The following is a 21,667-nucleotide window of genomic DNA, read 5'->3' on the forward strand; positions in this document are numbered from 1 at the left end:
ATTCCAGGGAACATGAGGTGATCTTTTGACTGCAGGTCCACCTGGAGCGTTTCAGTGGATTTCTAAAGTGACGGTTCTGACGTGACCGGGCAGCTACAACAAGAACTGGATCCGGCATGCGTTTAAGTAACTGAAGCTTGTGGTCAGGAACAGCTGCTTTGGCGATCTCCTTTGGACATTTGTATGGCAGGGAGCATGCCATTTATGGAGATGGTTTATGCTTTCCAGTGATCATAAATTAAAACAGTGCAGTGGTCGCTTTTCCTCAAAGCATAAAGACAACATCCAAAATTCTCACCCCACTTTTTTCAGGCTCAACGGTTTTTGTTTCAGGTGCCCTCCAGCAGGCTTTGCCAGGGAGGACCCTGCAAGAAAGCCCTCTTCAGGAAGTTCACCAGCACCTGCACCTTCAGGGGCAAGTAACTTCGGGTCGGGTACACCAGCCACACCGCTGGATCCGCAAAATCAGCCGCAGAAACCTGATGCTCTGGAAACACATCCACCAGTTCCCCAGAGGCCAGTTCCCTCCCCACAATCCACCGGGCCTGCAGGATGATCCCCAGGTGGGAAAGGGCCAGGCTTTTCAGGGCCAGCGCATTGGAGGTGCGCACGGGTCCTTTCACCTGCACCGTTTCGGTTTGCCCATTTTGATCCTGAAAATGCCAGTTTCCTCCAAATCCAGGCATGTGCAGGGTCAGGCAGGGGTGGTGAAGCAAGTCTCCTGGACGGGCAGGTTTGCCGTGCTGCTGCAGGTACTGCGGGGTGGCACACACCCGGCTGTCCATTTTGGCAAGTTGCTCTGCACTGTCGCTTCCTTCATCCAGCGGTCCAAGGCGCAAAGCCAGGTCAATGCGTTCTTCCAGAAGGTCCAGTGGCCGGTCACCCATGATGAGTTCCAGTTCCAGCTCCGGATGCAGCCGCAAGAAGTGCGGAATCAGGGGAACGATGTTGAGCTGCCCAAAACTCACCGGAACCTGCACACGCAGCGTGCCCCGGGGTCGGTCCTGCACGTCGCTGGCCTGCAGCCTGGCCCGCTGCAGTTCCTCAATGAGGGGCTCAATGCGGGAAAAATACACCAGGCCCGCCTCGGTGGGGGTGAGGCGGCGGGTTGAGCGGTGGAAGAGTTTGAGGTTCAGTTCCCGTTCCAGGCTGGCAATGGCCCGTGAAACCGAGGTGGGATCCAGGTTGCGGCTGCGGGCCACCGCAGAGAAATTGTGCTGTCGCATCACATCCACATAGAGTTCCAGAAGTCCGGTGTCCATTTGTGCATTTTACGCACAGGTGATGTGTCTGTCATGGTCTTTATTGTAAAAACACCCAGGAGTATGCTGTGGGTCAGGCAGCAGAGACAGAAAAAAGCTGTGCTGCAAAGGAGAAACCATGAAAATTCAGAATTCGGTGGCCCTGGTGACAGGGGCCAACCGGGGCATTGGCCGTGCCCTGGTGCAAGAACTGCTGGCCAGTGGTGCAAAACGCGTTTATGCCACCGCCCGGGACATCCGCACCCTCAAAGACCTGCTGGAGACAGACGGAGACCGGGTGAAAGCGGTGCAACTCGACATCACCGACCGGCATCAGGTGGCCCAGGTTGCCTGTAACCTCAGGGATGTGAACCTGCTGATCAACAATGCCGGGGTGCTCTCTGGTGTGGGGGTTTTAAATGGCCCTGTGGAGCACATGGTGCAGGAGATGGACACCAACCACCTCGGTACCCTGAACATGGTGCGCCACTTTGCAGGGGTGATCGAAGAAAACGGCGGTGGAGCGGTGGTGAACCTGCTCACCATCATTGCCCTGGCCAGCATGCCCGGTTTCGGGGCCTACAGTGCCTCCAAAGCAGCAGCCTGGTCCATGACCCAGTCCATCCGGGCCGAACTGAAAGCCAGAAACATTGAAGTGTACGGGGTGTTCCCCGGTGCAGTGGACACCGACATGATCAAAGACGTCCAGATGCCAAAGACTTCTCCTGATGAGGTGGCAAAAGCCATTCTGGCCGGGGTGGAAGCCGGGACCGAGGACATCTTTCCTGACCCGATGTCACAGCAGCTGTACGAACAGTGGAGAAGGGACCACAAGGCCGTGGAGCGCCTGCTGGGGGCCATGTGATTCGCCGTGTGGCGGTGCTGGGTCTGGGGCAGATGGGACAGCGGATGGCCCTGAATCTGCTCAGATCAGGCTTTGACCTCACGGTGTACAACCGCACCCCTGAATCGGCCCAGACGCTGGTGCAAGCCGGAGCAAAATTCGCAGCCACCCCTGCTGAAGCCGTACAGAACGCTGAAGTGGTGATCAGTATGGTGCGGGATGACGTGGCATCCCGCTTTTTGTGGCTGGACCCTGATCAGGGTGCCCTCTCAAACCTGCCAGAAGGCGCGGTGGCTGTGGAGTGCAGCACCCTCACCCCGGCATGGACCAGGGAACTTGCCGGGCACTTTCAGACCAGACAGTCTCACTTTCTGGATGCACCGGTGGTGGGGTCCACCCCCCAGGCAGCATCGGGTCAACTGGTGTTCCTGGTCGGAGGTGCTGCAACAGATTTGGAGCGTGTGCAGGAGGTGCTGCAGGCCATGGGCAGCACCCTCCACCATGTGGGTGAAATCGGGCAGGGCATGCACATGAAACTCGCGGTGAACGCTTTTTTTGCTGGACAGGTGGCGTTGCTGGCCGAACTGCTGATGTTCTTGCAGCCCCACATCCCACCCCAGCAGGCCCTGGAGGTGCTGGGAAACCTGCCGGTGATCAGCCCGGCCCTCAAAGTCAATGGTCAACTGATGTTGGAGAGAAAATTCGCCCCGATGTTTCCGGTCCAGCTGGTGGTCAAGGACCTGCAGTGCCTGCTGGACACTGCCCAGGCAGGTGAAGTGCAGGTGCCGACCAGCAGCAAAGTTCTGGAGGTGTTCAGTGCAGCACAAAACCAGGGGTGGGGTGAAGAGCATCTGGCTGCAGTGGTGAAGCTTTTCGAGTCACACCTCTCCTCCTGAAAATCCGCTGGAGTTGCACCCATGTGATCGGAAGCGGATTTCAGGGGGATTCATGGGTGATGACTTTCAGGAGGTTGAAGATGTCTCTGCAGTTAAAATCAAGGTGATGATCGGTGGCCGTTCCCATGGGTTTCAGGATTTGCCAATGCGTTCCGTTTGTGCTGTGAGGAAGCCACAACCATGTTGACCCTGGAAGACACCATCTATCCCCGGTTGAAACGCAAACCCACCCCTGCCGAACTCACCTTGCTGTTCACCCCCAGTACAGCGGACCTGCACCACATTTGTGCGGTCTGCACGCACGGCACCCCGCGCCTCGCCCGCCTGATTCACCTGGTGATCGCCCGGCACCTCAGGGGCTTCCAGAGCCTGAGGGACATTCCCAGGCCCATCCAGCGGCACATCGCTGCAAGCGTTGGGCTCGAAGGCTTCCTGCCCCAGCTGCCCACCCAGGACCACCGCAGGCCCTACACGGAGCACACCCAGTGGGTGAGGGACCACCTGCACTTCACCTCCTTCAGAACGTACGGGGTTCAGGAACTCCACAGGGTGCTGGAAAGCTGCTGCACCCGCCATGAAGATCTGGTCAGCATCATCAACGCCGCTGTGGAACACCTGCATCAACTCCAGTACGAACTTCCCGGTTTCACCCGGCTGGTGAAAGAAGCCACCCATGTGCGGTCACGGGTGAACCGCAGCATCTTTGACCGCGTGGTCACGCACCTCACCGAAACCGACCAGGAGAAACTGAACAGACTCCTTGAAGAGCAGCCCACTGGAGGCAAGTCCAACTGGAACCTCATCAAACAAGAACCCCGCAAAGCCTCCCTCAGCCAGCTGAAAGTGGCCCTGGGGCACCTGCAAGACCTGGAAGACATCACCCCTCAGGTGAACCTCAAAATGTGGGTTTCAAACAGCAAATTTGAGCAGTTTGTGAGGGAAGCCCGCAGCCTGCACCGGCAAGCCCTGGGGCGCCTCACCCTGCACAAACGGTACACCCTGATGGTGGCCCTCCTGGAAGACCAGCAGGCCCGCATCAAAGACGACCTGGGCACCCTGCTGGTCAAACGCATGTTCCGCCTGAGGAACGCAGCCCTCACCCAACTGAAAGCCCTGCAAGAGCGGCATCAGGGCCACACCGACATGCTCATCGAGCAACTGAGGCAAATCACGGTGCTGCTGGCCGACAAGAACCCCGAAGGGGTGCTGGAAGACATCCAGAAAGTCATTCCGAAGCCTGAGGACACCTTGCTGGACATCGACCAGTACCAGGGCCGCAGCCGGAACAACTTCGTGCCGTTCATGCTCTGGGGTTACCAGCAAAACCGGCAGGTGCTGCTCAAACTCCTCGAAGTGGTGCCCATCACCTCCACCTCGGACAACAAGGACCTGGAAGAGGCCATCCGTTACGTGCTGGAACACCGCAGTGAACGGGACCCGAACCTCTCCACCTTCAACATCGATCCTCGTTTCAAAGAAGTGACCATCCTTCCCCTGCTGCCACTGGGATGGGTGCCGGAGGTGTGGCGTCCTTTTGTGTTCCAGCACAACGGGCGAGAGGTGATCGTGGTGCAGGGGCACCCCCTGGGCCTCAACAAAATGTACTTTGAGATGTGCGTGCTGATGCACGTCGCCTGGGAACTCCGCTCGGGTGATTTGTGCATCGAAGGCAGCAACCAGTACGCCAATTACACCCGGGAACTGGTCAGCCCGCAGGAGATGGAACAGGAACTCCCGGTGTTCCTCAAACAAATGAACCTGGACGGCACCCCCAGGAAAATGGTGTCGACGTTGAAAGCCAGGTTGCAAGACGTGGCCCGCTGGGCGGACGTCCAGTTGAAATCCCCCGAAATGAGTGGTACCCGCATCAAAGGCGAGACCTTCACCCTGTCCCGGCAGGAAGCAGACCCAGAACCTGCGGGATTTATAGAACACCGGCAGCGCCTCGCCACTGGACTGGCCCAGCAAGAACGGACAGTGCTGGACGCTTTGTTTGACACCGAACACCTCTAGCAGGTCAGCAAAGTGTTCCGGCCCCTGTCCGGGCTGCAATCGAAACTCACGGATCCGGTTTCCCGGTACATCACCACGGTGTTCTGTTATGGGTGTAACCTGGGGGCCACCCAGGCTGCAAGGTCTTTGCCCGGCATGTCACGTCGGGATTTTGAGTGGATCAACCAGCACCACATCACCGAGAAATCCCTGCAGGAGGCCAGCACCCTGGTGATCAACGCGTACCATCAGTTCCAGCTGCCCAAACTGTGGGGCTCCGGGGAACACGCCAGTGCGGACGGCACCAAATGGGAGATGTTCGAGAACAATTTGATGTCCGAGTACCACATCCGCTACGGGGGCTTCGGGGGCCTGGGGTACTACCATGTGTCAGACAAATACATCGCCCTGTTCTCGCACTTCATTCCCTGCGGGGTGTGGGAAGCAGTGCACATCATTGATGGCCTGTTGCAGAACACCAGTGACATCCAGCCGGACAAACTGCATGCCGACACCCAGGGTCAGAGTGCGCCGGTGTTCGGGATGGCTTACCTGCTGGGCATTGAACTGCTGCCGAGGATCCGCAACTGGCAGGACCTGCATTTCTTCCGGGCAGACAAAAAAGACTCGCATGCCACCATCGGGGGTTTGTTTAAGGGGAGCATCGACTGGGAGTTGATTGAGACGCATCTGCCGGACCTGTTGAGGATTGCGGTGTCCATCAAACTGGGGCGGATTTCGGCGGCCACGGTGCTGAAGCGCCTGAGCAGTTTCAACCGGAAGAACAAGGTCTACCAGGCGTTTAAGGAACTGGGACTGGCTGTGAGGACCATTTTCCTCCTCAGGTACATTTCGGACCCCAAGTTGCGCTCAGGAATTTTTCGGGAGACCAACAAGAGCGAACAGTTCAACAATTTCGTGCAATGGAGTTTTTTTGGTGGGGAGGGCATTGTGCAGACCCACCACCGGGACATGCAGCGCAAGTTGATCAAGTACAACCTGCTGGTGGCGAACTGCCTGGTGTTTCACACGGTGTACTTGCTGACCCGGCAACTGCGGGAGTTCGAGCAGCAGGGTCAGCCTGTGCCGGAGGAGGTGCTGAGGCACCTGAATCCGTTTTGGGTGGGGCATCTGAACCGGTTTGGGCGGTATGACTGGGAGGTGAGCCGGGTGCCTGAGCCTGTGGTCTTGGATTACAAATCAAACTGAAAATCAGGTGCAGGATGATGATTTTTGAGGAATTGAGACATTTTTTCTCGAATCATTGCCTACCCTCAATCAAATCGGCTTGAAAACTGTGGTACTGGCCACCTCTGCGCATGTCGCCGATGATGCATCCGTAATGTCCACCTGCACGGGTGGCTTCGCGCTGGTTGAGCAGGGCAAGTTGCATTTTGTGCAGGAATTCTTCCACGGTGCTGCACTCACTGAGGTCTGCCGGGTGAGGCTCCTTTCCCCACACCTTCCTGCTGTACTGGTGCATGGTGTGGTAGGGCGGGTGGCTGATGCACAAATCTGCCGGTTTGCCCACCCGTTCCAGAATGGAATCCTGCAGGATGTTGAAGCCGCTGTGCAAATCCAGCCCGTAAGCCTCGATGTTCATCTCTTGTGCGACTTCGATGCTGGTGCCGCTGCCCACCATCGGGTCCACAAACACCTGTGGGTTGAGGTGCAAAAAAAGCTCCCGGTAAACGTACCCTGAGCAGTTTCCAGCCCACTGGGACTGCCCCCATGGTCCCCTTTCAGGGTAAGACAGCAAACTCATGCCTTTTCTCCCTGGTCCGTTTTCCAACTGGCGATTTGTTCCGGGGTCCAGTCGATGGCTTGCCGGGTCTGGCATTTTTTGCACCTGCGGCGCTTTGCGTTCGTTGGGCCGTAATGGTCTTGTTTGATGCGAACCAGGTGGCCACAGGCCAGCACCTCCCTGGGCAACGAGTTCAAGGTGGTGGTGCCCAGTACGGTTCTGAGTGGAGGGGTGTTGTTCATGGTGGGTCTCCTCTGCAAACACAGTTCTTATAACTTATCTCTCTATTAGTATACACCGATTTGGCTTGAAAAGCAAGAAATGCTTGCCATACCATGAAACCGTGACCCCTGAAGAATCTTTGAACCTGTATCTGAACCTTTTTCGCTTTTATGTCGCAGACCGGCAACGGCACCACCCCAGAGACACCCACGTGCTGTACCTGCAGGGCCAGCTGCGCGACCTCCGCAAACTGGTGAAAAAATCAACACAACTTGATCCACTCTCGGCATGTGCAGCCCAGATCTACCGCAGTGAACGAGAAGCCCTCGAAGCCGAGCAGTGGCTCAAAGAGCAAATGCAGCACCTTTCCCGTGAACTCACCGAACTGCGCCAGAAGACCCCGCTCAGTGAACACAAGAAAACCGCTGGGATTCAACTGCGCATCACCGCCATGGGGGTTTACAAAGAGGAACTCCACATCATCCAGGGCCTCGGGCACACCAGTCTGGCCGTAAAAGTGCGACTTCAAAACGCCTGATCCCCACATGATGCTTTCTCCCAGCTGCAGCAACACTCTGCAAGAAAGCTCATTAGAGATAAGGAAAAGCGCAGACAATCGAAATTGTCTACGCTCCAGCCTGAACTGAAGTCAGTTCAGAACTCTATGGTTGCATTGCTGCCACCACGTCTGGGTTCTACGAACCTCAGCAGCTCATTCGCCACTTTTGTTGCTGGCATAGTAGTACCCCAGGCAAAACTGGGCCATACCGTGCAACGGAGTGATGAATACCGCCGCAGCTGTTGCGAGTTCTGCTGAAGGAATGATTTTCATGACGAAAAGCACACCGAAAGCAAACATCACAACGAAGTAGAAGCCGATGACCATAAAGATCAGGCGGGAACGGATGTCCTCGCGCCGGGTCTCCAGATCTGGCTTCCGCTTGCGCCGCGTGGATTCAGGGTCTGGCATGATGCCTCACCCCCTTCCTGGTTCTAGCGGAACCTTTATCACGATAGCAAAAAAAGAGATGCATCTGCATCTCTTTTACGCTTCAATTTTTGTTATTGCTTCTGGGGAAGTTTAACCACTTCAAATTCTTCACTGCCTTGATGTGTGATTTTAACGGTCCCACCATTCATGATGCTCTGCCAGATGTAGTCTGCCAGTTCCAAAGAGCGAAGAAGAACTTCGGTTTCGCTGACCCCCTGCTGTTGAGCCTGTTGACGGATGATTTCTGCATGATCCTCACTGATTTCTGTTTGGATCACATAACGGTCCCCCTGTTGTTCGATGGCCTGCTTTTCAACAACTTCACTGAACTGGGTGGTCATGATGCCTCCGTTTCTTGTCATCCATTGTACAAGATGCTAAAATTTCCCTAAGTCTCTTGGTTGTCGCACCTTCCTGGTGCAGTTCTAGCGGAACCCCAAGAGGCTTTTTGCTGCCTTTTCCGCAACCCAGACAATTTCAAGTCCCAGACATTTGCTCCACTGCCCAGGCTTTCGGCCTGTTCCAGACTTCACTGCTGGGATTGCATCACGTCAAACACCACCCTGGCCAGACACGCGAGCGCCAACCAGCCCTGCACCTGCAAGGACAGCATTTTCTTCTCACGCGCCCATTTGAACGTCACCAGCACCAGAAAGATCAGGGGCAAGGTTTCAGCCAGGTGGGTCCCAGAGGAGGTTTTCAAAGCTGCCTGGGCGAGCACATAAAAGTATACCCAGGCAGCAAGGCTGGTGCGTCCCCGTTCACCCGACCACACCATGCCCACAAAAAACACCAGGGTCACTGCAACTTCCACCAGGGTGGGCAGGGAGAGTTTCAGGGGTGTGACCACTGGGTAAAGAACCAAAAATGCAAGTGCTGGCACCAACTGGGGAAAGTCGTTTTCCACGACATGGCGAAGTTTTCATTGGATGTGGGATTTTGCTTCATAAGATCTCCTGAGGTCTGAATGGCTTGAAATTCAATTGCAGCCTGGCTCCATTGTAGAAGTGTTGCTGACACCAGAACGTTGAATGTCCATAGGAAACTGCCGCTGCCACATAGGTTTGACTGCCTTTTGTCCCTGGTCAACTGACGGGTGTGCCGGTGGTTTCGACTGACAGGTGCCAGGGTGAGAAGAAGTCACTTCTTCGCGGGTGGCAGACTTTCCAGGCCTCATGCATGCTGTGGTGGTAAAGGGGGCTGTGGGTGGCATCTGAAAGCAAGTAGACGGTAACAATGTCCACTGCAAAACTCTGGATGTCCAGGGTGTTGTGCTTTATGGCCTGCTGGTACCCATCTTGCAGGTCTTGTGATGCACAGGATTGAGGCACCATGCCACTTTGAAGCAGGCTGTGGGCCAGTGCGCGAATGTGTTCCCGGTGTGGCTTTCCAAGGTAATGTTCGGCACACAGTTTGATGTAGAGTTCGATCCTTGGATCTGGGGTGGTTTTGTCAGGCATCTCTCTCCTTATGGAATGAAAAACCAGCACAGTGTGACCGTGGTGTTTACTGGAAAGCAGACGAAAGAAAGCCCAGAGGCATCGTCCAGCCTGGGCTTCCAGCGCTATGCATGCTGTGGGGAATCAGTTTTTGTTGGGGTCGCCTTCTGAGGGGTGCAGGAGTTGTGAGCGCACCCGTTGTTGCTGGTTGCGTTCGGCCAGCAGTGTGAGGGTCACGTGTTGCACCTGCCTGAGGTCGTAAACATCTTCAATTTGCAGAACCTGTTGGACGATTTCTTGTTTCAGGCGTTCGAATTCGTCTCGCAGGGGGTTGGTTTCGGTGAGGGGGTAGGGCATGTTGTAGCCTGCCACCTCCTGACCCTGTTGGTTTTGCAGTTGTGCAGCCACGCAATCTGGATCGTTCTGCAGGGCCTGGAAAACGGTCCTGGCGGTGCTTTGATCCATCCATTCGCCTTGCACCACCTTGCCGTTCTGGCGAACGTAAATCACCCGGAATTGATCCATGCTTCTCCTTCATGCTGCTCTGGAGGCGGGCAGTTTGACGCTGCTGTCTCAGATAGCCTTTTTTAGCATGGAAGGACTGACCACTTTCTGACGTTGCTTCAGTCCTTCCATCAAGGTGCTTCAGTGCTCTGGGGGGTTGAACACCACTGGGAATCCATCTGCTTGAGCCGCGTCCATCAAGCTGTCCATCCAGTGCACGAGGCCCAGCAGGCGTTCACTGTAGTGGTGGTCCTGTTCGAGGTCCTGGATGTCCACAAGTGTGGCTTTTTGTTGGGCGAGCAGTGGCCAGTCGGTGCCAGCCAGGGCTTCCTTGATGTGGCCCAGGGGTGTTGGGGCTGGATGGGATTGGGGTGGGTTGTCGCTCAAAATGCCTCCTTAACTTATCTGTTTATAAGTATACACCACTTGATTCAGGTTGTCAATCGTCCAGAACGGGAATTTTCCTTTTTTTGCCTGCCCTCCTGATTCCTGCTTTAACCTGTGGTTGTCTGATTGAATTTGCGCGCAGCGCTCCTCAGAAGGTCGTGACCCTTCGCGGAGGCAAAAAGGGGCGCGACACGCTGTAAGGAACAGACCGGGGTGATCAGGGAGCGCCGAGCCGCCTCAAGCTCCCCGCCCCGGTCTGTTCCGTCAGCCATCAGCACAGCAAAACGGTCCCGTGGGCCGCGCCAGCGGACCACTTAGGGGGACCGTTTTTCCTTGAAAGCCCTCGGGGGGCCTGGCCCCCCGAGGGACCCCCACCCCTTGCGGGTGGGGGTCTGGCATCGTGGGATGTCAGTCGGCTGCGTTGTCCAGCACCACTGTGTCAACAGGCTCTGGGCCTGCCACTTTGAAGCCTTCGGGCATCCAGCCTGCGTCTTTCAGGCGTGGGGCGTATTGCAGGATCAGGCTGACCATTTCGTCCCGTTTCATGCTGAGGTGCAGGTGGATTTTGACAGGCATGTCTTGCACCATGTCCCAGATCTGCTGTCGGTTGAGCAGTTTGAGGTATTCGCTGCACAGGGTGAAGTAGGTCTGCTCGGTGAGGTTGTTTTTGTCATGCAGGGTTTGCATCAGGGGGTCTGCTGTGGGGAAGTCGCTGAACAGGGTGGAGACCACTTCGCAGTACAGCTGGTTGAATTCGCTTTCGCTGAGGCTCCACAGGTGCTGGTACAGGTTCAGGTAAACGTCTGGCCTGACGGTGCGGGGGTGTTTGTCAGGAACAGCATTCAGTGCGCCTCCTTTGAGGGTTGGGGGTTGCAGGCCCAGCAGGTCTGCGGTGGGGCTGAGTTTCTCGAAGGTTTGAAGCATGGTGGGGGTTTCAGCCACCCCCCGTTCAGGACGGTCATCCACTTTCAGGCGCATGTGGGTCCATCCGCTGAGGCCCAGGATGAGCAGGGTTTCACTTTCGCGCTTGTTGCGTTGCAGTTGCTCTTGAATCAGGTTGCTTCGCACCATGTAGGGGTAGAGTTTGGCTTTTTCTGGGAGGGCTGCGGGTTTCAGGGGTTCAGGCTCGGGGTTCTGTGCAGGGGTTTCGGCCTGGAGGGTTGCTTGCGGGTGGGGGTTTTCAAGTTGCATGGGTCCGTAGGATTTGACTTCACCGCTGCTGGTGTTGAGGTAGACCACCACCCCGGATTCTGCGGGTTCGGCTCCAACGTGGTAGCGGAGGTTGTACTGGGAGGCATAAAAGTGACCATCTCCTTCCACCAGTTTTGCCCACTGGTAGGTTTCTGCGAGTTCCTGACGTTTCTTTTCTGCGTGTGCGCTTTGCAGCAGAAAGAATTGCTCCCGGTCCACAAAGGTGCTGGGCAGGTCGCCAATGAAAGGCTCGTTGATTTCGCCTGTGTATTCTTCAATGGGGAAAATGGCGGTTTCAACTGGGATTTCTGAGCCTTTGATGACCTGTTTGAGGGCGTGTTCGGTGTATCCGTTCATCACCACCAGTTCGAGCATTTTGTCTCTCATTTGCTGGGTGCTGGCACTCACGATGAAAAATGCGGATCGCAAACTCACCTTGCCGTTGCGGATTGCAGCAAGAAGGTCATCTGAGCAGCGGCTTCCGATGGTGACGGACTTCCTGACTTCTTCGACATTCACCCCGAACAGGTCGGCAATGCGTTGTTCGCTGCTGCCTTGCTGGTGCATTTTGTGGTACATCACGATGCGGTCTGCGGGGTTCATGTCCTCCCGCTGTTCGTTTTCGATGACGGCTATTTCCAGGGCTTCCTGGTCAGTGATGGTGCCCAGGTGCTTGACGGTGATTTCATGGTCCATGCTCATGTGGCCTGCTTCCACATTCATCAGGCAGGCAAGGTATCGGCGTTCGCCTGCGACAATGAGGTGTTTGCCTTCTTCTGGGCTGGTTCGCACGAGGATGTCTTGCACAATGCCTTTTTCTTTGATGCTGGCTGCAAGGTCGGTGAGGGTGGTGTCTTTTGCGTCACTGCGGGGGTTCTGGTCCCAGGATTGCAGGTCTTTGAGCTTGACGGTGAGGTGCTGGCTGTGGGTCTGGACTTCGGTTTTCTTGCGGTTGGTGCGGTTCATCTTGCCTCCTGTTAATAACTTATCTGAGTATTAGTATACACTCCTTTCAACGTTCTGTCAATCGCAGAACCACCCTGTCAGACAGCAAGCACATCCTCTCCCAGCACATCCATCTGACGCACCTGCCAATCATTACCCAGCAGACGGATCTCCAGGCATTGCATGTTTTTCAGCCACACCCAGATGATTTGATCGGACACGGCAAGCAGCTGCTGGCTTTCAACCTGGGTCAACAGGTGCTGCACCTGTCCTGAAAAATCCAGCTGCGGTTTGACCGTCACCCCCAGCGCATGGTGATCGGTTTGTTGTTTCTGCTTGATCAGGGTGGTGCTCAGCACCGTGCAACGCACCACCTGCCAAGCCTTGTTTTGTTCTGTTCCCTCCTGGCACACCACCAGTGCCAGCAGATCAGGATGTTTCACACTGGTGAGTTGCAGGCAGACACCGGAGAGCCGTTCGACCTGAAACAGCACATCAAGGCCCGGAATGGACAGGGTGTCCTCCAGGCTTCCTTCTGGAAGAAACTGCACGGCTTCTTCCTCGCTGTGCCACAAGAAGGTCTTTCTGGCCTGGATCACCCTGTTGAGGTGCCGACCAAACGACACAATGAGGTATTCCTGGCCTTCCAGCACATGGGCCGAAAAATTCAGTCCATCGAATTTGTGAACCCCGAAGTGTTGCAGCACGTAAGCGTCCACACCCCGAATGGATTTGATCTTTTCGAGCGCTTCATGCTCCTCCACCCATGCAATGTCAGGTTCGGCGTAAAGGGTTCCTTCGGTGTCCTCAAAAAGGCGGTTTCCGTTGGCATCTTTGGCCTGGGTTTGAAGATCCCAGTGGAGGGTGGTGTGTGTGCTGCGCTCGAAATGCATCTCTCCGGTGGGGGTGCGGTAGGCTTCCAGTTTGCAGGTGCCATAAATCACTTCTCTGCTGCCCTGAATGAGGGTGCCCTGAAAGGACACCCCGATGACTTTCTGGTTTTCTGCGGTGCTCACGCCTGGACCTCTTGGAGCTGTCGCTTCGGCTGGGTGCTGAACAGCACATACAGCGTGATGCTGACGCTGTACAGGGTGATCCACAGAAAATAGTGGGTGGGCTGTTGCATCTGCCTGTTCAGCAGATCCACAAAGCAACCCAGCAGGGACAACAGGTTGAGCAGGGCGCAAACGACACGGGCCATCTGTTTGAACACTTTCATGTCTGACCTCCATCAAATAACTTATCTGTTTATAAGTATACACTGATGATACCGAAAAAGCAATCCTGTACGGGAAAACCCCATTTTCTTTTGCCTGATCGTTTCAAGATCCAGCCAGAGCTGGAGCTGAAACCCCGGAGGGAAACAGCATGAACCCTCCATAGCCTGACCTTGAACACCCGCAAGGGCACGCCGACAGGCGTGTTTCATGGTGGGGCCGCACCCTCTGGACCTGCGGGGAACCCCAAGCTTGCTGGCCCGTTTCTGAGTCGCTGCCCTTCGCTGTGTGCTGTTCCCCGGTGGCCACCACCCTGGCCCCACCGTGAAATGCTCAAGGTGAGGGTTCATGACCTCAGGTGCAGCACGGCTGTGCTGCACACCCCAAATGCGCGCAGCGCTCCTCAGAAGGTCGTGACCCTTCGCGGAGGCGAAAAGGGGCGCGACACGCTGTAAGGAACAGACCGGGGTGATCAGGGAGCGCCGAGCCGCCTCAAGCTCCCCGCCCCGGTCTGTTCCGTCAGCCATCAGCACAGCAAAACGGTCCCGTGGGCCGCGCCAGCGGACCACTTCAAGGGACCGTTTTTCCTTGAAAGCCCGAGGGGGGCCAGGCCCCCCGAGGGACCCCCACCCCTTGCGGGTGGGGGTCTGCCCTTGTGGGTTCACATGGCGATGGTCTGGAAGGGTTTGCTGCCCATGGTGCGGGCCACCACGTTTTCACGTTTCAGCACGATGGCTTTCTGGTTGCCTGCGTGAATGGTGCGGTTGCTGAATTCGGCGTGGGTGCTCCAGTGGGTGAGGGCATTGAACAGTGCCCAGAGGGTGCGGCCCAGCTCCTGGGTTTCTTGCAGGTACTGGTTCAGGATCAAGGCCTGAATTTTTTCGTTGGTGCCGGGCATGCTGGTGATGATGCTCAGCACCTGGTCGTCGGTGATGCTGCGCCGGGTCCAGGTTTTCCAGAGTTCTGCGGTGCTCTGGTAGGCGTTGAGGACTTTTTCCAGGTCGGCAAGTGCGCGTTCTTCAGCGTTGCGGGTGTGGCGGAATTGCAGCTCTTTGATTTTGGTTCCGATCACCATTCCGTTGCTGCAGATCAGGCGGAAGCCTCCGAACATGAAGCCGAAGCTGCTGGCCCCGTCGTAACTGTTGACTGCGCGAAGCCTGAGGGTCACGGTGTCCCCGTCCCGCACTTCAATTTTGTGCTGGGGAAAGTGGTATTCGCGCATGGATTGCCCTCCGCCGTAGCAGATGCTGTCCTGGGTGTACATGCCTTCGGTGTCCAGGCTTTTTTTCATCAGTTCTTCGAACTGGGGGAACACTTCATCGTTTTTGATCAGCTGGTAGCTTTTGCGTTGCACGGAAAGCACTTTTCCGGTGTCGGGTCGGATGATGGCTTTCCAGTCGGGGTTGGCTTTGCCGAGGATGTCTATGGGGGCTTCACTGACCGGGAAGTAGAGGGGGTCTGTGAGAATGGGGGTCTTGGTGAGGGGTCCGAGGGCTTGCACGGCTGGGGTGAAGGGGATCACGGTGGGCTGGTGGGGGTTCAGGGTGGTTGCGGTCATGGTGTTGCCTCCTTGATTAACTTATCTATGTATTAGTATACACCAAAAGCGAAATGTTGTCAACGTGTCTGCTGGAAAATTTCCTCACTGGACGCCTCTTTGTCTGCCTCAGCAGCAACATCGAAGCAGTGTTCACAAGCCTTGTAATTGCGTTCCTTGCCTGCCAGATCTGCAAAATGCACCGTGCGCAGACCACAGCAGTCACAAATGAAGGGGCTGGAGACCAGTTCCACAATCTCCCGGTCAAAACTCTGGTTCAACCGCACCCACTGGGCCTGCTGGCCTTGCAGTTCCAGCCGTGCATTGGCCTGCTGGCCTTGCAGTTCCAGCCGTGCATTGGCCTGCTGGCCACCCTGCAGATGGTACAGGGTTCCCAGTCTCTTGCCCTGGTGATGGATTTCCACATGTCTGGCTCCGGGCACTCCAGCCCGCACAAGGTGCCATCCTTCGGGTGCTTGCATTGCATTCTGGGTCATGGTGCTTCCTCCGCTCATAACTTATCTATATATTAGTATACACTCAATCAAGGCGAAAATCAATTCTTTTTTGCCTGATCCCTCTGCCTCCACAAAAGCCAATGCCCCGGTTTTCTGGCGCGCAGCGCTCCTTGAAAAGTCCTGACCCTTCGCGGAGGCGAATGGGGCAGGAGGTGCTGTAAGGCAGGGGGATGGCCCTTAAAGGGCGCGGAGCCGCCTCAAGCCCTGGGCCATCCCCTTTCCGTCAGCCATAGGCACAGCAAAACGGTCCCGTGGGCCGCGCCAGCGGACCACTTCAAGGGACCGTTTTTCGATAAAAGGACCCCGGCAGGCAAGGACCTGCCGGGGTTTGCCCTGGTCATGGGGTTGTGGAGTGCAGGTAATCATCAATCCACGGGGCGTACCGGTCTTCGATGGTGTTTTCAGGATCTGAGAGGAATTCCAGCAGGGCCACTTTGAGCAGGGGCTCATGCAATGGCTGGGGGTAGTGGTTTTGCAGGGTGCCATCTTCCTGAATTTTGGCCAGCACAAACCCGCCCACGAAAATGGTTCCGCTGTCGCTGAGGCCCAGGGGGCCGTACTGCGCTTTGAGTTCTTGGGGGGTGATCATGAATGCACCCTCACGGTCCACTGGTACTGCGAGTTCACCCACCACAGGCCATTTTCCTGTTCTCTCACCTGAGGCAGGTCATGAAGTTGTGCTTTGAGGATGGCTTCCAGCCAGTAATGAAAGTGGATGAGCACCACCCTGGAGAGGGCTGCGGGTGGATGCTGGGGTTTCCCTTCCTGCCAGGTGTACACGGGGCTGAGGTTGCCTCGGATCTGGCCGTGTTCGGTCACGCCCCAGCGGCCCTCAATGGTGAAGGTCTGGTTCTGGAAGGTGAAGGGGTGTTTGACGGCCTGGATGCTGAGTCTGTTTTGTTCTTTTTTGATGGCAATGTTCAGCATGCTGCTTCCTTTGGGGCAAGTGGGGCACTCTGCCCCACCTGGGAATGATGACATCGTGTGATGTCAGGTGTGGCGGCTGTACCCGTGAATCCAGATTTGTCCGGGGTCCTCGGGCAGGGGTTGCAGGTCATAGGAAACCAGCTGGTAGTGCCAGAAGGGGTTCTCGAAGTTGTGCCAGTGCATGAGGCCTGCGTAGTCGCGGGTGCGAATGGTGGTGAAGCCCACGGCTCCGGTGGGTTTGTACAGGTAGCGGTAGGTGCCACTCAGGTAATGAAAAGGGTCGGTGTGCAGGGGGGCTTCTGGCAGGGGCTGGAAGATGTCCATGCTGCGGATGTGGCTGGGGTGCTTTTCCTGGGTGGTTTCGTACAGCACCGTCCACGCTGCCGCCTGGGCTTTTTGCATGAAGTCTGCGAGGTCCACATCCCAGAACACGTACACCTTGCTCTGGTACTGGTGGCATTTGTTGCTGAGTTCTTTCAGCAGATCGAGTTCAGCGAGGTGCTTGCGGGGAACTTCGAGCCATGCGTCCGTGGCGTCCCGGAACATCTGGTAGGTTTCGGTGCGGCTGGGGGCCGGGGTGAAAATCAGGGTTTCAGCAAGGGTCAACATCACAACCTCCGTTTAACTTATCTGTTTATTAGTATACACCAATCGGAGAAGAGGCGCAATTTTCCTTTTGCCTGCTGTCAAAAACAGCGCGAAGCGCTTCCTTGAAAAAGTCCTGACCCTTCGCGGAGGCGAATGGGGGCAGGACGTGCTGTAAGGAAAGGGGATGGCCCTTAAAGGGCGCGGAGCCGCCTCAAGCCCTGGGCCATCCCCTTTCCGTCAGCCATAGGCACAGCAAAACGGTCCCGTGGGCCGCGCCAGCGGACCACTTCAAGGGACCGTTTTTCGATAAAAGCCCTCGGGGGGCCAGGCCCCCCGAGGGACCCCCACCCCTTTTGGGGTGGGGGTCTTGCCGTTAAAACAGAGGGGTCATCCCCCCTGTTTGGCTGCTGCGTAGGCTGCTTCCAGCAGGCTGGCGAGTTTGCCGGAGCGGGTGTCGCCTGCGTTTTTGGCCTGCTCCTCGATCCAGTCGAAGACGTTCTTCGGGATCTTGCAGCTGACCGGCTCGGTGCGGGGCTCCTGGGGTTCAGGGGCGGCCTGGGTGCGTGCGTACTGGGCCAGTTTGGCAGGGAGGCCGTCCGTCCATTTGATGAATTTCTCGATCTCGTAGGGAAACTGGAACTTGTGGTTTCCGTTGAGGGTGCCGTTTTCGGTGTACTTGCGCACGGTGAGGTTCCAACCGTCCCACTCGCACCGGTAGCTGTCCCATCCGAGGATGTCGTTGAGGGTTTTGATTTTGGCTTCTGCTTCGGATCTTTCCATGTGAGACACCGTCCTTATTAACTTATCTGTTTATTAGTATACACCCAAAACAGACAAATTGCAAGGGTTTTGCAGGTCTGGCACGGCATTCACCAGACCTGCAAAACCTCTGAACTTCACATGCGGGGGACGTAACTGTAGGTGCTGTCCAGACTGCACCGGGCTTCCTGAAGGGAGTACACGCCGCGTCCGGTCAAGGCCATGACCTCACTGGTGTATTGTTCCATCACCCTGAGCGCCTTGTCACTGGCAAGGCCACTTTCTTTCAACTTGCGGGCCAGCCAGTGACCCATGTTGTTTCTGCCCTGGCCACTGCGCACCAACCGCACGGCATTGTGCAGCAGGCTTGCAGCGTTGCTTTCCAGGGCTGCGGGGCTGGTGTCTTTCTCGCGGGGCTGGGCCTGCACAACTTCGGGCTTGCTGAGCATCCCGCAAGCCTCCAGCAACTCGGGGCACATTTCTTCAAGTTCGCAAAGGTCGTTGAAGCTGCGGAGTTGTTTGTAGGGGCCTTTGCTGTTGTGGCTGGGGGGCAACACGGCCATGCCTCCATCGGCGCGGATGTCCATTCCGGGGTAAAGGGTTCTGAGTTTTTCGTTGTTGTCCTGGGAGGTGGTGGACACCCTCCAGCCGGGGTGACGCACGTAAACGTGAAAACCTCCGCTGCCGGTTCTGACATGAGGCTCAAGTCCGAGTTTTTCCAGGGTCTGACGGCCCACTTCCCCGTCAAAGTCCAGCACCACCACGCCCGAGATGGCTCCGGTGACCAGGGCCACCGCTGCATTGTCGGTGTGGGCAAACCAGCGCTGAAGTTCCTGAGCGGTGGGCTGGCGGGTCTGGAAGGTTTTCCAGCTGGGTTTCTTTTTGGAGTTCTGACCGATGATGTAATGGCCGGTCCAGACCAGGTTGTAATGGGGGCCTTTTTCGTAGGCTCCACCTGAGTTGACGGGAACCACGGACCAGCCCCGATCAACGTACATCTGGGCGGCTTTGAGCAGTTTTGCGGTGGGTTCAGTCTGTGTCATGGTCCAACCTCCAAAAGCATAACTTATCTATAATTAGTATACACCCAAAACGATGAGCCGTCAAGCGTTCCACACGAGAAAAACCCAAATTTCAGCACCCCGAGTCTCCAGATCAGCGGACCTCACACTCGCCTGAGCGGCGTCTCAGGTGCCGCATGTCACCCCCACTGTGCGCATTTTTTTTGTTTTTTCGGGCAAGGAACAGGAGAGCACGCAGATGCAGATCCGGCAAGGGTGTTTTCTCCCTTGCCGGATCTGCACCCCAACGGGGCGGCGCAGCCGTCTGTGTGCTATGCTGGCTCCTCCGAAAAAACAGAAAAAGCTCTCAGTCGACGTAAAGTCCACCTCTGGAGCCGCTGTTGTCCTCCTGGCTCTGGCTGAAGCCCCACAGATCATGTTCGCGCGCAGCGCTCCTTGAAAAGTCCTGACCCTTCGCGGAGGCGAAAAGGGGGCAGGACGTGCTGTAAGGAAAGGGGATGGCCCTTAAAGGGCGCGGAGCCGCCTCAAGCCCTGGGCCATCCCCTTTCCGTCAGCCATAGGCACAGCAAAACGGTCCCGTGGGCCGCGCCAGCGGACCACTTCAAGGGACCGTTTTTCCATGAAAGGACCCCGGCAGGCCAAAGCCTGCCGGGGTTTGCCCTGGTCAGCTTTTCAGGCTGCCGGGTTGCGTTTGCGTTCGAGTGCGTATGCAATCACGGCGGTTTCCCTGCGCTGCTGGGCGCTCATGCTGCGCAGTTGCACAAGCCGGGTGGTGGGGTCCACCCCATCGAGCGGGTAATCCCGGCAGGTGCCGAGGGTGTGAAGTTTGCTGTTGATCCAGTGGTCCACCTCATCCTGGGGGTGCTCAATGGCGAGGTCTTTGAATTGGGGGCCGAGGACGTTCACCAGCTGCTGGTAGCTGACCTGGGCCTTGGGCTGGGCTTCGATGGTGAGGTTTCCGCTGGGGGTGCGTTGCACGGTGCCCTCCATGTCTGCCAGGATCTGGCAGACTTCTTTGGTGTGGGGTTCGGTGGTGGGGTAGGTTTGCTGGATGCGGGTGAGCAGGTCCGAAAGGCTGAGGCTTTCGCCCTGGCGGATCAGGTGGCTGAAGGTGCGAATTCCATTTTGTGCAGCGTCATTCATGATGGGCATTTGAGACCTCCTTGAGATTTGCGAATTCGGTGTACATCCATGCGGACGCTGTGTATCCGGGCATCAGTTCGGTGAGGATGCCTTTCATGCGGTTCAGCAGGTTTTCACCCTGCGATCCGGGGTAACTGCTGGCCTGTTTGCACTGGCAGAGGATGCAATCCAGAAACTTCAGGGCCTGCACCGGGCTGGTGGTGACGGTGAGGTTGCTGGAGCGCTTGATGTTGCTCACATCGGCCTCGGCGTTTCCTTCGGTGTATGCCTGAATGTTCAGGTCCATCACGGCATCTCTGGCTTGCAACAGTTCGCTGTACATGAACATGCCAGGGGCGTGTGCCTTTACGGTGTTCAGAACGATTTCGATTTGCTCCACGGGCACCAGAATCACAGTCATACCAACCTCCACTAACTTATCTGTCTATTAGTATACTAGAATTGAGATAAGTTGTCAAGTGTCCCACACACGAAATCTTCCTTTTTGCCTGCCCAACCAACCCCCGTGTTTCTAGATCGAACGCCCCAGAGCCGGTGCTGGAAACCCCGAAAAAAAAGACCATGAATCCTGAGCACAGCGACGCCTTGAACACCCAGAGGGCACCCCAGAACACCGTTCTGGGGTGTTTCCAGGGCAGCCCGCACCATCAACCCCCCGGGGAACAGCACTCCCCCACCCTCACCCCGTTTCTGAGTCTCAACCCCTTCACCGTCTGCTGTTCCCCGTTTCACTGGGAACCCCAACGGGCAGGGCTGCCCTGGAAATGCTCAAGGTCAGGATTCATGACCTCAAGTGCAGCACTTCTGTGCTGCACACCCCAACAGCGCAACGCGCTTCCTCAGAAAGTCCTGACCTTTCGCGGAGGCGAAAAGGGGCAGGACGTGCTGTAAGGCAGGGGGGTGGCTTTAAAGAGCGCGGAGCCGCCTCAAGCTCTGCGCCACCCCCTGCCGTCAGCCATGAGCACAGCAAAACGGTCCCGTGGGCCGCGCCAGCGGACCACTTAAGGGGACCGTTTTTCGATCAAAGCCCTCGGGGGGCCAGGCCCCCCGAGGGACCCCCACCCCTTTTGGGTGGGGGTGGTGTGGTTCAGAAGGGGCGTTCGGGGGCCAGCACGCCAGGGAGGGCGTATTCCATGCTGGGATGGTGGTCAATCAGCTCAAGGTGTTCTTTTTGCAGGGCGTGAATGAAATCCTGGGCGGCGGTGATCAGCTGGTGGGGGGTGAAGTTTCTGAGGTCCTGGGGTGGCCCGCTCAGCAGGTCTTTGAAAAGGCCTGTGAGGTCCATGCGGTAGATGGCCCGCATGCGGTTTGTGCCGGTGAGTTGGCTGTGTTCGTGAAGCTGGGCCAGACGGCCTGCAAAGTAAGCGTGCTGGGGTGGGCTGGGGTGGCTCCAGTTGGCGGGGGCGCTTCTGTGGTATTCAAAGGTGAACAGCAGGGTTTGCAGCTGGTCTGCGGGGTCGGGGTTGGGCAGGATGTTTGCGGGGTGGTCCACGATTTCCAGAATCCATTGAATGAACATCCGGTGTCCTTTCCTGCAGGAGAGGCCCAGGCCTCTCCTGT

General features: G+C 56.8%; 27 protein-coding genes. 5 read left to right on the forward strand and 22 right to left on the reverse strand.

The window, feature by feature from the left end; translation table 11 throughout:
* Nucleotides 1-329: 329 nt before the first annotated feature.
* On the reverse strand, nt 330-1,262 hold the full coding sequence (locus IEY52_RS23535) for a LysR family transcriptional regulator (RefSeq protein ID WP_189007978.1): 933 nt from the start codon (nt 1,260-1,262) through the stop codon (nt 330-332).
* Nucleotides 1,263-1,380: 118 nt separating this feature from the next.
* Here IEY52_RS23535 and IEY52_RS23540 point away from each other — a divergent pair, with 118 nt between their 5' ends.
* The 4 genes from IEY52_RS23540 to IEY52_RS23555 all read left to right on the forward strand — a co-directional run bounded on the left by IEY52_RS23540 (nt 1,381) and on the right by IEY52_RS23555 (nt 6,182).
* Nucleotides 1,381-2,106, forward strand: coding sequence for an SDR family oxidoreductase (locus IEY52_RS23540; protein ID WP_189007981.1), 726 nt, complete (start codon nt 1,381-1,383; stop codon nt 2,104-2,106).
* Nucleotides 2,103-2,981, forward strand: a complete 879-nt coding sequence (locus tag IEY52_RS23545; RefSeq protein ID WP_229684940.1) for an NAD(P)-dependent oxidoreductase — start codon at nt 2,103-2,105, stop codon at nt 2,979-2,981. The genes IEY52_RS23540 and IEY52_RS23545 overlap by 4 nt, the downstream gene beginning before the upstream one ends.
* A 180-nt stretch (nt 2,982-3,161) precedes the next feature.
* Complete coding sequence (locus IEY52_RS23550) at nt 3,162-4,994, forward strand: DUF4158 domain-containing protein (protein ID WP_189007984.1); 1,833 nt, start codon at nt 3,162-3,164, stop codon at nt 4,992-4,994.
* Between the two features lie 12 nt (nt 4,995-5,006).
* Nucleotides 5,007-6,182 carry a Tn3 family transposase gene (locus tag IEY52_RS23555; RefSeq protein ID WP_189007988.1) on the forward strand — a complete coding sequence of 392 codons (1,176 nt, stop codon included), beginning with the start codon at nt 5,007-5,009 and terminating at the stop codon, nt 6,180-6,182.
* 52 nt (nt 6,183-6,234) lie between these two features.
* Here IEY52_RS23555 and IEY52_RS23560 read toward each other — a convergent pair whose 3' ends face one another.
* Nucleotides 6,235-6,738, reverse strand: a complete 504-nt coding sequence (locus IEY52_RS23560) for a hypothetical protein (protein WP_189007991.1) — start codon at nt 6,736-6,738, stop codon at nt 6,235-6,237.
* Complete coding sequence (locus IEY52_RS23565; protein WP_189007993.1) at nt 6,735-6,959, reverse strand: hypothetical protein; 225 nt, start codon at nt 6,957-6,959, stop codon at nt 6,735-6,737. Before IEY52_RS23565 ends, IEY52_RS23560 begins: the two co-directional genes overlap by 4 nt.
* 101 nt (nt 6,960-7,060) lie before the next feature.
* Here IEY52_RS23565 and IEY52_RS23570 point away from each other — a divergent pair, with 101 nt between their 5' ends.
* On the forward strand, nt 7,061-7,477 hold the full coding sequence (locus IEY52_RS23570) for a hypothetical protein (RefSeq protein WP_189007995.1): 417 nt from the start codon (nt 7,061-7,063) through the stop codon (nt 7,475-7,477).
* Between the two features lie 174 nt (nt 7,478-7,651).
* On the opposite strand, the gene IEY52_RS23575 is transcribed toward IEY52_RS23570, so the two are convergent.
* The 19 genes from IEY52_RS23575 to IEY52_RS23665 all read right to left on the reverse strand — a co-directional run bounded on the left by IEY52_RS23575 (nt 7,652) and on the right by IEY52_RS23665 (nt 21,626).
* Entirely contained in the window at nt 7,652-7,909 is a 258-nt protein-coding gene (locus IEY52_RS23575; RefSeq protein WP_189007997.1) for a hypothetical protein, read from the reverse strand.
* Between the two features lie 92 nt (nt 7,910-8,001).
* Nucleotides 8,002-8,271, reverse strand: a complete 270-nt coding sequence (locus tag IEY52_RS23580) for a hypothetical protein (RefSeq protein ID WP_189007998.1) — start codon at nt 8,269-8,271, stop codon at nt 8,002-8,004.
* Between the two features lie 188 nt (nt 8,272-8,459).
* Nucleotides 8,460-8,795 carry a hypothetical protein gene (locus IEY52_RS23585; RefSeq protein WP_189008000.1) on the reverse strand — a complete coding sequence of 112 codons (336 nt, stop codon included), beginning with the start codon at nt 8,793-8,795 and terminating at the stop codon, nt 8,460-8,462.
* Nucleotides 8,796-9,015: 220 nt separating this feature from the next.
* The gene (locus IEY52_RS23590; protein ID WP_189008002.1) at nt 9,016-9,390 is read right to left on the reverse strand and encodes a hypothetical protein; all 375 of its coding nucleotides are present in this window, start codon (nt 9,388-9,390) and stop codon (nt 9,016-9,018) included.
* Nucleotides 9,391-9,513: 123 nt separating this feature from the next.
* Nucleotides 9,514-9,894 (reverse strand): hypothetical protein, encoded by a 381-nt coding sequence (locus IEY52_RS23595; protein WP_189008004.1) that lies wholly within the window; start codon nt 9,892-9,894, stop codon nt 9,514-9,516.
* Nucleotides 9,895-10,014: 120 nt separating this feature from the next.
* The gene (locus tag IEY52_RS23600; protein ID WP_189008006.1) at nt 10,015-10,260 is read right to left on the reverse strand and encodes a hypothetical protein; all 246 of its coding nucleotides are present in this window, start codon (nt 10,258-10,260) and stop codon (nt 10,015-10,017) included.
* Nucleotides 10,261-10,668: 408 nt separating this feature from the next.
* Nucleotides 10,669-12,417, reverse strand: coding sequence for a ParB/RepB/Spo0J family partition protein (locus IEY52_RS23605; RefSeq protein WP_189008009.1), 1,749 nt, complete (start codon nt 12,415-12,417; stop codon nt 10,669-10,671).
* Nucleotides 12,418-12,494: 77 nt separating this feature from the next.
* Entirely contained in the window at nt 12,495-13,412 is a 918-nt protein-coding gene (locus IEY52_RS23610; protein WP_189008012.1) for a hypothetical protein, read from the reverse strand.
* Nucleotides 13,409-13,615, reverse strand: coding sequence for a hypothetical protein (locus IEY52_RS23615; RefSeq protein WP_189008015.1), 207 nt, complete (start codon nt 13,613-13,615; stop codon nt 13,409-13,411). Before IEY52_RS23615 ends, IEY52_RS23610 begins: the two co-directional genes overlap by 4 nt.
* 659 nt (nt 13,616-14,274) lie before the next feature.
* On the reverse strand, nt 14,275-15,171 hold the full coding sequence (locus IEY52_RS23620; RefSeq protein ID WP_189008018.1) for a DUF932 domain-containing protein: 897 nt from the start codon (nt 15,169-15,171) through the stop codon (nt 14,275-14,277).
* Nucleotides 15,172-15,230: 59 nt separating this feature from the next.
* Complete coding sequence (locus IEY52_RS23625) at nt 15,231-15,647, reverse strand: hypothetical protein (RefSeq protein ID WP_189008021.1); 417 nt, start codon at nt 15,645-15,647, stop codon at nt 15,231-15,233.
* Nucleotides 15,648-16,005: 358 nt separating this feature from the next.
* Nucleotides 16,006-16,257, reverse strand: a complete 252-nt coding sequence (locus IEY52_RS23630) for a hypothetical protein (RefSeq protein ID WP_189008024.1) — start codon at nt 16,255-16,257, stop codon at nt 16,006-16,008.
* Nucleotides 16,254-16,595: a hypothetical protein gene (locus IEY52_RS23635; RefSeq protein WP_189008027.1), complete on the reverse strand. Its 342-nt coding sequence runs from the start codon at nt 16,593-16,595 to the stop codon at nt 16,254-16,256. Before IEY52_RS23635 ends, IEY52_RS23630 begins: the two co-directional genes overlap by 4 nt.
* Before the next feature lie 63 nt (nt 16,596-16,658).
* On the reverse strand, nt 16,659-17,204 hold the full coding sequence (locus IEY52_RS23640; protein WP_189008030.1) for a hypothetical protein: 546 nt from the start codon (nt 17,202-17,204) through the stop codon (nt 16,659-16,661).
* 366 nt (nt 17,205-17,570) lie between these two features.
* On the reverse strand, nt 17,571-17,963 hold the full coding sequence (locus tag IEY52_RS23645; RefSeq protein WP_189008033.1) for a type II toxin-antitoxin system HicB family antitoxin: 393 nt from the start codon (nt 17,961-17,963) through the stop codon (nt 17,571-17,573).
* Nucleotides 17,964-18,079: 116 nt separating this feature from the next.
* Nucleotides 18,080-18,985: a bifunctional DNA primase/polymerase gene (locus IEY52_RS23650; RefSeq protein WP_189008037.1), complete on the reverse strand. Its 906-nt coding sequence runs from the start codon at nt 18,983-18,985 to the stop codon at nt 18,080-18,082.
* A 651-nt stretch (nt 18,986-19,636) separates the two neighbouring features.
* Complete coding sequence (locus tag IEY52_RS23655; RefSeq protein WP_189008040.1) at nt 19,637-20,116, reverse strand: hypothetical protein; 480 nt, start codon at nt 20,114-20,116, stop codon at nt 19,637-19,639.
* Nucleotides 20,100-20,507: a hypothetical protein gene (locus IEY52_RS23660; protein ID WP_189008044.1), complete on the reverse strand. Its 408-nt coding sequence runs from the start codon at nt 20,505-20,507 to the stop codon at nt 20,100-20,102. Before IEY52_RS23660 ends, IEY52_RS23655 begins: the two co-directional genes overlap by 17 nt.
* Nucleotides 20,508-21,194: 687 nt before the next feature.
* The gene (locus IEY52_RS23665) at nt 21,195-21,626 is read right to left on the reverse strand and encodes a hypothetical protein (protein ID WP_189008047.1); all 432 of its coding nucleotides are present in this window, start codon (nt 21,624-21,626) and stop codon (nt 21,195-21,197) included.
* Between the last annotated feature and the right edge of the window lie 41 nt (nt 21,627-21,667).

The sequence above is a fragment of the Deinococcus roseus genome (genome assembly GCF_014646895.1).
GTDB classification, from domain to species: domain Bacteria; phylum Deinococcota; class Deinococci; order Deinococcales; family Deinococcaceae; genus Deinococcus_C; species Deinococcus_C roseus.